The organism is uncultured Alloprevotella sp., from assembly GCF_963536905.1.
In the GTDB taxonomy this organism is placed as follows: domain Bacteria; phylum Bacteroidota; class Bacteroidia; order Bacteroidales; family Bacteroidaceae; genus Alloprevotella.
Genome location: NZ_CAUTBW010000005.1, coordinates 27182 through 39874 on the forward strand (window position 1 = coordinate 27182; position 12693 = coordinate 39874).

11 protein-coding genes and 1 tRNA gene are annotated in these 12693 nt (G+C 42.0%); 1 reads left to right on the forward strand and 11 read right to left on the reverse strand.

Annotated features, from left to right (window positions below; translation table 11 throughout):
* Nucleotides 1-64 precede the first annotated feature (64 nt).
* From ABLA33_RS01590 to ABLA33_RS01610, 5 genes are all read right to left on the reverse strand, one after another.
* Nucleotides 65-715 carry a four helix bundle suffix domain-containing protein gene (locus tag ABLA33_RS01590; protein WP_347718983.1) on the reverse strand — a complete coding sequence of 217 codons (651 nt, stop codon included), beginning with the start codon at nucleotides 713-715 and terminating at the stop codon, nucleotides 65-67.
* Nucleotides 716-754: 39 nt separating this feature from the next.
* A complete protein-coding gene (locus ABLA33_RS01595) occupies nucleotides 755-1975 on the reverse strand; it encodes a restriction endonuclease subunit S (protein WP_347718984.1) in 1221 nt (406 codons plus the stop codon).
* Nucleotides 1965-2801: a BRO family protein gene (locus ABLA33_RS01600; protein WP_347718985.1), complete on the reverse strand. Its 837-nt coding sequence runs from the start codon at nucleotides 2799-2801 to the stop codon at nucleotides 1965-1967. Before ABLA33_RS01600 ends, ABLA33_RS01595 begins: the two co-directional genes overlap by 11 nt.
* A complete protein-coding gene (locus ABLA33_RS01605; protein WP_347718986.1) occupies nucleotides 2798-4345 on the reverse strand; it encodes a type I restriction-modification system subunit M in 1548 nt (515 codons plus the stop codon). Before ABLA33_RS01605 ends, ABLA33_RS01600 begins: the two co-directional genes overlap by 4 nt.
* A 91-nt stretch (nucleotides 4346-4436) precedes the next feature.
* Nucleotides 4437-5348, reverse strand: coding sequence for a patatin-like phospholipase family protein (locus ABLA33_RS01610; RefSeq protein WP_347718987.1), 912 nt, complete (start codon nucleotides 5346-5348; stop codon nucleotides 4437-4439).
* A gap of 148 nt (nucleotides 5349-5496) precedes the next feature.
* Between ABLA33_RS01610 and xpt the strand changes: the two genes are divergently transcribed.
* Entirely contained in the window at nucleotides 5497-6063 is a 567-nt protein-coding gene (gene xpt / locus ABLA33_RS01615; protein WP_311489545.1) for a xanthine phosphoribosyltransferase, read from the forward strand.
* 274 nt (nucleotides 6064-6337) lie between these two features.
* Here the strand turns inward: xpt and ABLA33_RS01620 are convergent, their stop codons facing one another.
* From ABLA33_RS01620 to ABLA33_RS01645, 6 genes are all read right to left on the reverse strand, one after another.
* A complete protein-coding gene (locus ABLA33_RS01620) occupies nucleotides 6338-6814 on the reverse strand; it encodes a hypothetical protein (protein ID WP_347718988.1) in 477 nt (158 codons plus the stop codon).
* 111 nt (nucleotides 6815-6925) lie between these two features.
* A complete protein-coding gene (locus ABLA33_RS01625) occupies nucleotides 6926-7990 on the reverse strand; it encodes a Gfo/Idh/MocA family oxidoreductase (RefSeq protein ID WP_347718989.1) in 1065 nt (354 codons plus the stop codon).
* Nucleotides 7991-7996: 6 nt separating this feature from the next.
* A complete protein-coding gene (locus tag ABLA33_RS01630) occupies nucleotides 7997-9064 on the reverse strand; it encodes a radical SAM protein (RefSeq protein WP_347718990.1) in 1068 nt (355 codons plus the stop codon).
* Nucleotides 9065-9831: 767 nt separating this feature from the next.
* Complete coding sequence (locus tag ABLA33_RS01635; RefSeq protein WP_347718991.1) at nucleotides 9832-11535, reverse strand: sigma-70 family RNA polymerase sigma factor; 1704 nt, start codon at nucleotides 11533-11535, stop codon at nucleotides 9832-9834.
* A 257-nt stretch (nucleotides 11536-11792) separates the two neighbouring features.
* Nucleotides 11793-12500, reverse strand: coding sequence for a hypothetical protein (locus ABLA33_RS01640; protein ID WP_347718992.1), 708 nt, complete (start codon nucleotides 12498-12500; stop codon nucleotides 11793-11795).
* A gap of 97 nt (nucleotides 12501-12597) precedes the next feature.
* A tRNA-Phe gene (locus tag ABLA33_RS01645) sits at nucleotides 12598-12670 on the reverse strand.
* Between the last annotated feature and the right edge of the window lie 23 nt (nucleotides 12671-12693).

Sequence of the window (12693 nt, forward strand, 5' to 3'; positions counted from 1 at the left end):
GGCTAGGGTTCCTAGTTATCCTAGGGTTCCTAGGCTCCCTAGGATAACTAGGCCCCTAGCTCTCTCACTCTTTTTCTTCGAGCAGCCTTTTGAGCCTTGCCACCTCCGCTTTCAAGGCGGCATTTTCCTCTTTGAGAGTTTGCATCATTCGGTCTTGTTCCTTTCGGTAGCCAGTGCGAGCGGCATACATTCGTTCCTTGATACCTCCTTCTGTTACGAAGCGTTTTTGCAGGAAGTCGAGGTAGTGGCACATCATCTTATCCGTGAGATGGCACAGTGAGAGCGCAGCATTGCCAAACTCCTCCGCTGTCCATTTGTTTACAAAAGGAGCATAGTCGGCATAGTTGTTATGCTCTCGGCAGAAGGTTAAGAGGGCGTTGTAACGTGGGTGGTTCTTCTGCCAAAGCGTTAGCCCACGAGTATGGAGATAGTCCTCATAGTCTTGGCGAAGTTCCTGCAAACTACTACGTGCCACATTGAGCAGTTTTAGTTCCATTTCTGTAGAGGTCATGCCGTCTTCCTTTCCCTCCACAATGTTTTGTTTTCCCGACCGTGCCGCTTGAATCATTTGATCCACAGTACGGTCGCCATAGGCAGGTAGGAAACGTTTGCAAAAGACAAAAGTCATTTGGTAGAGCGCATCAGCCTTTTGATAGAAGTGCAACGTTTTCCAGTCCGTGCCGCCACGCAGCACCTGCGGTTTGTTATTCTCCATAGGCAGCATATTTTTCTTTTAGAAGTTTAGCGCATGTTCTCAATGCCTGAACGAGAGAAGTTGTTCTCGATAATATTCATATTGCTTTCTGCGAAGCTCAATCTCCTTTGGTAGTCCCTCGCTGATGGAGTTTGTAAGCGTGTCGAACTTGTCGAGGATAGAAACTATGCGCTGTTGCTCGGAGAGAGGAGGGATGGGGATTTTGATTTTGGCTAAATCAGTGGCATTTACACGTCTTACTTTTGCTCCTGTAATAAACTTTCTCTTCTGCTTTTGAAATTGTTCTGTCTGAAAATAGTATGCTACATATTTCGGATTCATCTTGTGAATATAGAAGCAAGCATCACTACTAACTGCTATATCCTCGTTTCCCAACCATACCACTGCCTTACAAACATCTTCATCGTTCTCACTTGTAGTTGCGATAATCAAATCTCCATATTTAGCCTTTCGGGCTTTTTGAGCAAACTTTTGTGACACAAATGATTTTGTTTTATAAGCATAAGTTCCATAATAAGTATAAATTTGACCATAATGAATACAACCAACACCTGTCGGAGTAAAGTCTTTCTTTTGAAGTCCACTTCCTCTTGTAAATGTACCTACTTCTCCTAACGACATAGTTATTACGTTATTTAACTTTTCGGGGGGGGTATTTAACATATCAAAGGCCAGTAGCTTGTTGCGATAGTACTCATACTGCCGCTTGCGGCAGTCCAGCTCCGCCTCCAGCTCCGCCTCCAGCTCCGTAAACTTGTCGAGGACCTCGACAAGTTTACGTTGGATTTCTAATGATTTTTTTGTGTCAGTAGGGCAAGGAATAGGAATAGATAGATTTAATATCTCATTGGTTCTTAGAGCAGGAATTCCTGCGCCAAGTTGTTTGCCCATCAGAACTTCTTGATTTAATTTTAAGAAATGAAATACATACCTATTAACAACTTGCGTTTCATCTGGTAGTACTACGTAACAGTGGGCATTCGCATAAAAATCAGTTGTAACAAAGTTAACAAATCCTGCGGATGCTCCACCTTGACTTATGATAATTTTGTTAGCGGAATAGTTACATAAATCTGTAAAGCCAGAAAAAGATACACCTCCATTATAAGCTGGATAAGCTCCCTTGTCAGAAAGGGCTTGTTTATTCAACTGTTTACCTTTTTCTAATAGCACAACATCCCCCAACGGTTTCCATTCCACTTCAGCCCCATCAAGCAAGCGTTCTATAAAGGGCATGATATGTTGTTCGTTATTCTTCATCTTGCTGTTTCTTTTGAGATAATCTACGCAGCATAGTAGCATTGTCGCTACTAATTACACTTTTTCCTGTTTGCTTTTCTAATTCCATGCGAGCTACCTTTGCCACATTACCTCCTTGCTTAGCAATCGTCTTACTCTGAGTGAAAGTCGTTGGGTTATTAGCTTGCGAAATATCCTTGGTAGAGGCTTCTGCCAGCATATTAAGGATTAACTCTGTACTGGTCATATTGTCTCTTAGGTTTTGCTTCCTTAAACTTTTATATTCCTTATATTCTTTAACGGATTTTCCCGACCATGTTTTTGTTAGAATATTAGTTAAGATTGCAAATTCCTTATTATCAGTTATGCCTGTTCGTTGCCATTCATCAGTTAACTCCTTGCGTATTTCAATGCTCTTGAGTCGCTGATTGATCCAATCCTCGGAATAGCCTAAACTGCGATAGTCTTGCAGCGCTTGCTGTATACTCAGCTCTGGGTCTTGGATTTGGTCTAATCGCAGACTTCCTACCTTTGCTAACCATAGTTTGAAAGGCTCTGCCTTCGGACTTGGTACGGATTGTATCAAGCGGAGAAGCTGCTCTGTGTCAGCCACATCAGTCTTGTAATATTTACCATCGACAGACTGCATTTTCAGTTGACTACAATTTGTAGCCAACTCACTGCCTTCTTTCTTTAGCCTTGTTTTTAAGACACTCCAGTACTTACGTGGGTTAGGGCTATCAGTGAGAATAGCTACCACATCTACAATCGAGAAAAACCACTTTTCCTGCTCTGCATCCCAATGCGAGCGTATTTGCCGGTTCTCAAATAACTGAATCTTACTCATCCCTCTAATTCTTTAATGATCTCATCAATATCCGCGCGCAGAGTATCAATCCGCTTCACCGTTTCGGTTACTTCGGTATTGAGCTTATTGATGTCGATAATCTCGCGCTTGTCCTCCGCCTCAACGTATGAACTCACGGAGAGGTTATAGTCGTTTTCGGCTATTTGAGCGTTGTCTACCGATGTGGCCACATACTGCACCTCCTCTTTGTTTCCGAAGATGTCCAGAATGCGGTCTATATGTTCGGGGAGCAGCACATTGTTGTTGGTTTCTTTCTTGAAGAAGTCTTCGCCGCTGGCATCAATGAATTGTGTCTTGGGTTCTGTTTTGTGTTTTGAGAGTACGAGAATGTTTACCGCGATGCTTGTACCATAGAACAAGTTAGGAGGTAGAGAAATAACGCTTTCTACAAAGTTGTTGTCTACTAAATACTTCCTTATCTTTTGTTCCGCTCCGCCCCGATAGAAGATTCCGGGAAAACAGATGATGGCAGCCCGACCACGCGGGGAGAGATAGTTGAGAGAATGGAGCACAAAAGCAAAATCAGCTTTCGATTTAGGAGCTAATACGCCCGCAGGAGCAAAGCGGTCGTCGTTAATTAGCGTTGGGTCGTCACTGCCCACCCAGTTTACCGAATAAGGAGGATTAGAAACAATGGCATCAAAGGGTTTTTGGTCGCCATATTGCGGATGGAGGAGAGTATCGCCCAGAGCAATATCGAACTTGACATAGTTGATGTTATGAAGAAACATATTCATACGTGCCAAGTTGTAAGTGGTATGATTGATTTCTTGCCCGAAAAAGCCTTCCTCACTAAAATACTCACCGAAGAGTTTTTTGGCTTGTAACAACAAAGAGCCCGAACCACAAGCCGGATCGTAAATCTTATTCACCTCTGTTTTTCCATACGTGGCGAGGCGTGCTATCAGATTAGATACATTCTGAGGGGTAAAGAATTCGCCTCCCGATTTACCAGCATTAGCTGCATAGTTGGAAATAAGAAACTCGTATGCATCGCCAAAAAGGTCAATCTCATTATCTTCAAAGTTCCCGAAGTCTAAGCTCTCAACTCCCTTAATGACGGCAGCTAAGCGCCGGTTCTTCTCTTCAACGGTGTTGCCCAGTCGATTACTCGTAATATCGAAATCTGCAAAAAGTCCTTTGATGTCATGTTCAGAATCATAGCCATTGGCAGAACCTTCTATCGCCGTAAAAATTGCAGCCAAATCTGTATTCAAGTTGGGATTGGTATTCGCATTCTTTGCAATATGGGAGAACAGCTGACTGGGATAAATGAAATAGCCTTTGTCCTTGGTAACTTCGTGTATGATTTCCTGACTAAGCTGTTCGTCAGGCCAGTTAGTATAATCTATGCTCTCGTCTCCATCTTCCATGAAAAGGACAAAGTTCTCACTGATGAAACGATAAAAAAGAGTTCCTAAAACAAACTGCTTGAAGTCCCAACCATCTACAGCGCCACGAACCTCGTTGGCAATTTTCCATATTGCAGCTTGTAGTTCTTCTCTTTGTTTTGTATTTGCCATTATGATTTGTTAATAGGTGTTTTTAGTTTTCTTTGCAAATATACAATTTTTTAGATGAATCATATATTCTCTTTTTATCACTCCTGAGTTTCTATTCAGCTTCGTATTTCTCAATGGCTTCAATCGTCTTTTTATAGCCAAGGCGGATGAGGCGTTCGGATTTTTGGAAGTCGAACGTGTTGTAGCGCGCCATGGGGATATTGATAAGAATATCGGGCGGCGTTATCTGCAAGGCCATGAGAGCATTGCGATTGATCATGATGGACATGGTGCGGGAAATGAGCGTGACGTAGTTGTCGCCCGAGGAGGAGTCTTGCGGCAGGAAATGGTTGAGAAGGGAGCGCGGACTAAAATTAGCGTTGTCGTGCTTCTTTGCCATTCGGCGGAGTTGAGCCTGCCCTTCATAGTCGTGCCCACTCACATTGACGGCAACGAGCAGGTGTTTTTTGTTGCGCTTCACTCGGTTGAGCGGAAGCGGATTGGTGATGCCGCCATCAATGAGGAGGCGGTGCCCCATTTCAACGGGGCGGAAAAAGGTGGGGATAGATATGGAGGCGCGAATGGCCTGGAAGAGACTACCGTGGGAGAAGATAACTTCCCGCCCGCTGTTGTAGTCGGTGGCTATGGCGCGGAAAGGGATGGGGAGCGCTTCGATGTTGGTGTCGGGGACAAACTGCTTGATGGCCTCGATGATGCGGTCGCCTTTGACAATGTGGTTGATACCAAGTGAGAAATCTGTGAGAGAGAGGATTTTCCTGCGGTCGATGGTGCGCATCCATTTGCGGTATTCTGCCAAATGCCCTGTAGCATAAATGCCGCCAATCAGTGCTCCCATGGATGCGCCAGCCACAGAATGAATGCAATAGCCGCGTTCTTCCAGTGCCAGAATGGCTCCAATGTGTGCCAATCCGCGTGCGCCGCCGCTGGAGAGCACTAAATCGACGTCCTTGTTGGGCGTCGGCGTGAAAATGTTGAAGAGTTTATGGATGTTGGGTGTTCCCATCGAAAGTGAGATTGTGTGTGTACTTGCAAATGTAGAGATTTATTGAGGATAGATTTCGGTGGAGGAGTCGTTTTTTTCTGTAAATCCGTGCGCGCTATTGTATTTTGCCGTATTTTCGCACAAAATACAAGTACAAAAAATAAGGATTATGCAGGAGTTAAAGGATAGGATTATGCGCGATGGGCGTTGCCTGGAAGGGGGCATACTGAAAGTGGATAACTTTATCAATCATCAGATGGATCCCATGCTGATGAAGGCGTGCGCAATAGAATTTGTACGCTTGTTTGCCAACGAAAAGTTTAACAAGATTGTGACGATTGAGGCCAGCGGTATTGCGCCCGCAATATTGGTGGGGTCGTTGCTCAATCTGCCTGTGGTGTTTGCCAAAAAGAAGGTGCCGAGCACGATGGAGAACTTCTTGATGACGGAGGTGTTCTCCTTCACCAAGCGGCGTTCTTATGAAATTGTGGTGGATAAGCGTTTTCTTGGTCCTAACGACCGTGTGCTTTTCATTGACGACTTTTTGGCCAACGGCAATGCGGCAAAAGGTGTGCTCGACCTTGTTCATCAGTCAGGGGCTTCACTGGCTGGTATGGGTTTTATCATTGAGAAAGCTTTTCAGCAGGGTGGCGAGGAATTGCGCCGACAAGGTATCCATGTGGAGAGCCTTGCTATTGTGGAAAGTCTCGATAATTGTGAGATAAAACTTAGATGAAACATTTTTTTAATGTGCTAATGTGACGCGAGCAAGCTCGCTAATGTGCTAATGTGGGTTACATTGAAAATGTGCTAATGTGCTAATGTGCTAATGTGCTAATGTGCTAATGTGCTAATGTGCTAATGTGGGTTACACCGTGTGTCCCGTTAGGTCATTAGCACATTGTCTCATTAGCACATTGCTCACATTAGCGAGCTTGCTCGCGTCACATTAGCACATTAGCACATTTAATAAGGCGACTTTGTCGCCCCACATTGGCACATTAAGAGAGCTATTCCACTCCCATGGCGCGTTTTACGAAGTCCATTTCCATAGCCGTAACAGTGCCGGGCTGAACATCGTACCAACCAGCGTTTGCGCTAAACTGCTTATCGCCGAGTTCTGTTTCGTCCTTGAAGAAATAGAAAGAGAGAGCTTTTGTGCGGTTCTTTTCAACGTCGAAGATCTGCTTAACATAGTAGTGCGTCATTCCCTCCACTTTCAAGTCGGGGCAGAGCTTAGCAATGCGGAGAGCCTCCTGCTGACCTTCGGCCGTCTTTGTCAGAACGCGCTTTTCCCAAATGATGTAAGGGTTCTTGTCTGAATTAGCCAAAACGGGGTTTATGTAGAACACAACTGCGGGCGTTTCGCAAACATAATCGAACGTATTGGTGGCAGCTTGAATGGTATCTTGCGGATTTTTACCAATTTCCTGAGCCATCATCCCCATTGGGATGAGCATCATCAGTGCTAAAAGAATTCTTTTCATGCGGATAATTTCTCTATTTAGTTGTTATAATTGGCCGCGAAGTTAACCATATTCGTCAGACACTCAAAAGTTTTCAGTTTTTTTAAGCAGTGGGGACAGAAGTATTATGAGTTATTTCTTGCTGGTGTGTTCTTTTATTTCGACTATTAAGGAATAAACTTGTTCGACGCTTTCCAGACTGTAAGAAAGTGTGTTCTTGCATCTGTTTTCTACGACATCGGCAAATGTTTTAATCTCGGAGAAGAAGCCTTGCGTGACGATTTGATTATTGCCTACGGTTGGAATAAAGGCATTCCTTCCGTAAAGATTGACGAGCGTTGAAGTGTTTCGGAATACTTTTTCCAGCGGAATTCCTAATACAGCAGAGTGTCTTGGAGAGAAATCAAGTCTTTCCATTTTATCCAAGATATACAATCCTTTATCCGTGCTGATACTTAGCTGCTCTTGTGCTTCCTGCCAGGAATAATCTGTTGAAAGTTCCAACATTCCTGTAAGTTCTTTGTGTTCTAATATAAGGAATAAAGTTTGTCCGCCATCTTTACTGTTGGTTATGTCTACCACTTTAATCTTTGCATGACCAAAGAGCAAGATGACATAGTCAAGGGGATGAATGAAAAGATCGAGCAAGGCATCGCCTTCTGGATATAGTCCCGTTAGATATCGATAATGATAATGTCGTTTGTTTTCGCCTTTCAGTCTCTTTTGCAGAATCTGGGTGGCAGGGGCAAAGCGTCTTTGTAGTCCGACAATTGTGTGTTGTGAATTGTTGTTTTTGATAGTATCTATTAAAACCTTTAGTTCTCTTTCGTCCCTACAAGGCGGTTTCTCTATGAATAAAGATTTTCCGGATTTGATGACTTCACTTGCTATCTGAAAATGCGCCTGTGGATGGGCGGCTACAAAAACTCCAGCAATGCTTTCGTCATGCAAGATTTCTTGTAGTGATGTAGTTCCTTTGATGTTCTTGTACTTTTGAGAAATCAGTGCAGCTTTTCTCTCCGAAGTGCAACAGATGTATTTTAGTGGTAGCTGAAGATACTGTATGACTGGCAATAAATTGCTGACACAATGATTGCCAAAACCTATAAGCGCGTACTGCCGAGTATAGGTTTGATTTAGTTCCCTCATGCTGCGTATGTTCTTATATCTGCCGATGATATTGTCTAAAAATCTCATACTCGTTTATGATATTATTTTTTTGAGATGTTCTTTGTAAGTAGTATGTTTGTTATCCGTCCAATGATATTTTCCGTAAAACAATTCTATTAGCCGTTTGGGCAGGAATCTTTCCAGATTTCTCAATAGGATTATATCGTATTTCCGATGATAGTTTATCCAGCATTGGTTACATTCTTTGGAGTGTTCGCATTGGATTTTGCAGGTTTCTCGTGAATTAAATATTTCGTCAAGTGTCTTTTCGTGAATGTTTCCCAAAATTACATCTAAATTTTGGCATAAAGGGACATTTCCATTCGAATGAATAACCAACTCGCTAAAAATGCTATGACATCGAAGTTTTAGCTTATTGTTCTTCCATTCGTCATACAAGGCAACAAAGTCGAAGTTCTCCTCTGTTTGATGTATGGAGGCTGGTATTTGGTTGATGAAGTTCTTGTCTTTGGATTCCATCAGCCCTTTTGTTGTGTCGAAAAAAGAGATCGTGTTGTAAATGCCAATGCGTACATCAATATCATATTTTCGGGCAATGTTTATAACATGCTCCATATCCTTAAACGAATTCCATGGAGAAAGGCAGAACATCAAGGAAATGGGCACTATGTCTTTACACGCCTCAATGACTTCAATAACTTTGTCATATCCATCGCGTCCACGCATATGTTTATAGGTTTCTCTGTTGCCGTCAAGCGATATGTACAGATGTTTGGGATGATGATTTTTCACAGCAGCAATCACTTTCTTTGCTGCAAGGCAATTGGATAATAATGTATAGTTGGGATGATGTGTGTCAAACCAATTCAAGATTTTGTCTGCTTCTGGGTGAAGAATAAATTCGCCGCCTTCTAAACCAACTACGGTGCGTTTTGTGACGCACTTGCTGCTCATGATATTGATTATATCGTTTAAACTTAGATTCTCAATGGGTTTCTTCCAAATGGAACAGTGTTGACAACGAGATTGGCAAGTTGTTGTGGAGTATATCATTAGCGAGCTAAGCTCTTTGTGCTGTTTGCGCACTACATTGTTGATAAAAACTATTCCGTTATGGAGATAATCGTAAATACTATACATGCTTTTTTCGGTTTGTTATCTATCTAATAAGAGCCGAAAAGAGGAGAAAGACTGCAATAAAATTGTAAGATTTTTTAAGTATTCAGAAAAGGAACTGTTTTAATTGAATTGTTGGGGAATTGCAGAATAAAATTGTGGTGTTTTATCATCTTGGGAGGTTTATTGGTGGTAGAGAATAGGATGTCGGGAATAGTTTTTTTGTTCGCTTTATTTGACAAGTGGTTTCTGCGTTTTAGAAGCGAATGTTATAAAGCGTTAATGAAAAATGTGTATTCAGACAGACTAACGGGGTGATTTTAGCGATGCATCACTCAATTGTGGGATGAAAAAGGAGAGGGATGAGTCGATTTTATATAAAATCAGTGTTTGGAACGTACTGAAAAGGTGTTTTTTTCCTTATTCTGTCAGCTGACACAATAAAGATGTCAGCTGACAGCCTTATTGTGCTTGTGATTTTCCTTATTGTATTTCAAATTTGTCGGCGAGGAATTTAAATTTGCCCTATAGAAAATAAAATTTGTCCTATAGAAAATGAAAATAGGCTTATTTTCGTACTATGAAAAATAGGCCTTCTTATCAACCGCAAGTAAAGATTTTGATTTTGAAGCCATTCTTGACCTTGTAGATTACGAATTATTTTGACAAAAATAGAGGACTACTTAATTTGCTCCTTTTTCTTGTGTTTTTGAAAGCGAAATGAGAGTGTGGCTCTTCTAAAAACTATTGTTTCATAGCTTTTAGAGAGCCACACTAAAAGAGAGTTTTGCCTACCAGGTAAGTCGTAACCCGAAAGGTACTGTTATGAAGAATGGGTGCTCTGTGCGATATGTTTCTATGCCGCTACCGTTTCTAAAATAATAGAACATATTGGGTTCTAAATACAAGCTGAAAGGTTTGAATATTTTATACTGCACGCCAATGCCTAAATTTGCAGACCATTGATAACGAGGCTTGATGCCCTCTTTTAGAGTAAATGAAGAATCAGCCGTTACGATATACTTCTTGTCAAGCGAACTGTTGATGGGCATTTCAAATGTTACGCCCCCTGTTGTATATGCGCAGAAGCGTCCCTTGTTCCATATGCGGTAGGTCAATCGCAAAGGTATGCCCAAGTAGTCAATCTTTTGGGTTTTCACTAATTTCGCTTTGTTGTATTCACTTTCAAAATCAGATTTTAGTTTGGTGTAGGTAATACCCGTTCCGAAAGTCCAACGAGAGCTTAGCTGTTTGCTGAGTGAGATGCTAAAGGTCTTGGGGCGATAATGGTGTACTTTCTCTTCTAAAGATGCTTTTCCGCTTGTTTTATTGTTCTGAACAATCCAAGACATCTTTGCTCTCTCAATAGAGTCCATCAAGGCAGAGTTTCGAGTTAAGTAGTTTTCAAGATCATCCCATGTGTATAGTCTTGTAGTTGCACCATTGTTGGCATAGTCCACTACTGACAGATAACCCAGATTTGACATGCTTCCATTGGCACCTGTATTTGAAGAAAAACCAAAGTTGAAAGTCCATGGGCTTTTCTTCTTGTGGTTGATATTGAGGTTTGTATTCCTATTCAATGCCATGGTCTTATTTGCAGGAATTTGTGGAATACGGTAGAGCGTATCCTTAATTGTAATACTCTTAGCTAAATACTTATGTAAGGAATCGACACAGAAAGGCAGCGTTGTTTTTTCGGATGATATGCTGTCTGTTTTAATCTGTGCGAGAGAATTTTTGTGAGGTGCAAAAGCTCTTGCAGGAAGAGTGTTTTTATCCTCTTTGTTGTTTGAAGATTTGGAACTTTCTGCTTGTTCAGTTTTTGCCGTTTTTGGTTCTTTCTGAATATGTGTCTGATTCTTGCGAAAGTCTACGGCTGTTGCTATGCCATAAGGAGTTTTCGTGGAATAGTATCTTTTTATGAAATAGATATATACAGGTGTTAGGATAGGCAATAAAAGTAGTGCCCAATAGTTGGAAAGAATCTCACGCAACAATTTCTTTGCGCGAAACAGTTGCGAGGAAGAACTGTGAGGATTGATGCCAAGCAGTTCTCCTATTTCTTTGTGGGACAGACCATCCAAAACCGAAAGTTTGAATATCTCCTTACTTCCCTCTGGTAAGGATTCTATGGCCGATAGTAATAGTTCTATATCTATGTGTTTTGTCTCCTCGCTGTCTGTTCCGAGAAACTCTGTTCCTTCTAAAGAAGAAAGGGAAATGTTGTCCTTCCCAGTGCTTTGAAGGTATCTTAAAGAAAGGTTTCTGACAATGGTTATCATCCATCCCTCTAATTTCGAATTGTCTTTGAGTGTCTTTATAGAGGTAAAGATGATGATAAAAGCATCGTGTAAAATATCTTCTGCTGTGCTTTCATCTTTTACGTAATGTTGGCATATTCCCCTTAGTTTGTTGGAATATGCCTTATATAAATCTCCGAGAGCCTCTTGCTCTCCTTGCTTACATGCGTCTATATTAACGTCTATGTTCATAGATAACCTAACCCTTTTTATTAAAAGGATTAGGTTATATCTAAAAGACTGCATGAAAAAATGATTTTTTTGAAAATCTAAAAAAGAAAGTTAGACTTAGATACTTATTTTTTTATTGACAATGTACATTTTCAATTAGACGTGATATAATTCTCTGTATTCTTCGTCTGTCTTTCTCGTGGAGTGTGGCTGCTAATTTTTTTATTATTCAGGAGAAATAGAACTGAAAGTTAGGTGTGTTATTTTGTTGAATAAATCTATAAATAACACACTCCATCGTGGCAACCGTGGCGAGGAGCTTCGTCTTCCTCGTCCTCTTCTGTGTCCTCTGCTGCGATGGGCTTGTCCGTCAGAATCTTTAGGAGGCGTTCTTCTAAGAGTTCATAAGGAGCAAAGCCTTCTTCGAGTTTGTAGCGGTCAGTGCCGTTGATGAGCATGAGGGTGGGGTAGACTTCCGCGTAGTTGTTGACGCGGTTGTAGCTTTCTTCGGCAGCTTGTTTCACTTCCTCTTTTAGGTATTCGCGGAGTAGGTCTTCAGAATTGATACCTATAGTTTCTCCAATTTCAGCAAAGAGAGTGGGATTGTCCAAAAGGAGGCCTTTGTGGAAACGTGCTGCGAGCAGCGCATCGGCAAAGGCAAAAGCCTTGTTGGGAGCTATGCGTTTGACAGCTTCTATGGCGCGGCACGACGCGTCACTGTTCCAAAGAGCGTCTTCCTCGCTGAGAGCACGCAGATATCCTTCGCCTATTTTGCGCCCCGTATCGTGCTGCACTTTCTCCATAGAGCGAAGTATGGCGCGCTCCATTCGTGGCGTGTAGTGCATTTCATGTTCGCCACGAAGCATTCCTGCTGGCAACAACTCGAAGTCAACGACCTCGTGGTAAGTGTTATAAAGCTTCAGAATGTTGGGAGACCCGCCGTAGCACCAAGAGCAGTAAGGGTCCATCACATATATGATTTTCATCTGTCCAAAAGGGGAGTTCTTTTCTGTCATAATCGTAAGGAATAAAATGTATAGAAACAAAAAAGCGACATTCTGTGAGGAATATCGCTTCTTTAAGTGGTACCTCCAGGAATCGAACCGGGGACACACGGATTTTCAGTCCGATGCTCTACCAACTGAGCTAAGGCACCGTCTTCGACTTTTGTTTTAGAAG

What these genes read in the sequence shown, in the direction of transcription:
- ABLA33_RS01590 (WP_347718983.1), bottom strand. Translation starts at nt 715, where the DNA reads ATGGAGAATAACAAACCGCAGGTGCTGCGTGGCGGCACGGACTGGAAA.
- ABLA33_RS01595 (WP_347718984.1), bottom strand. Translation starts at nt 1,975, where the DNA reads ATGAAGAATAACGAACAACATATCATGCCCTTTATAGAACGCTTGCTT.
- ABLA33_RS01600 (WP_347718985.1), bottom strand. Translation starts at nt 2,801, where the DNA reads ATGAGTAAGATTCAGTTATTTGAGAACCGGCAAATACGCTCGCATTGG.
- ABLA33_RS01605 (WP_347718986.1), bottom strand. Translation starts at nt 4,345, where the DNA reads ATGGCAAATACAAAACAAAGAGAAGAACTACAAGCTGCAATATGGAAA.
- ABLA33_RS01610 (WP_347718987.1), bottom strand. Translation starts at nt 5,348, where the DNA reads ATGGGAACACCCAACATCCATAAACTCTTCAACATTTTCACGCCGACG.
- xpt (WP_311489545.1), top strand. Translation starts at nt 5,497, where the DNA reads ATGCAGGAGTTAAAGGATAGGATTATGCGCGATGGGCGTTGCCTGGAA.
- ABLA33_RS01620 (WP_347718988.1), bottom strand. Translation starts at nt 6,814, where the DNA reads ATGAAAAGAATTCTTTTAGCACTGATGATGCTCATCCCAATGGGGATG.
- ABLA33_RS01625 (WP_347718989.1), bottom strand. Translation starts at nt 7,990, where the DNA reads ATGAGATTTTTAGACAATATCATCGGCAGATATAAGAACATACGCAGC.
- ABLA33_RS01630 (WP_347718990.1), bottom strand. Translation starts at nt 9,064, where the DNA reads ATGTATAGTATTTACGATTATCTCCATAACGGAATAGTTTTTATCAAC.
- ABLA33_RS01635 (WP_347718991.1), bottom strand. Translation starts at nt 11,535, where the DNA reads ATGAACATAGACGTTAATATAGACGCATGTAAGCAAGGAGAGCAAGAG.
- ABLA33_RS01640 (WP_347718992.1), bottom strand. Translation starts at nt 12,500, where the DNA reads ATGAAAATCATATATGTGATGGACCCTTACTGCTCTTGGTGCTACGGC.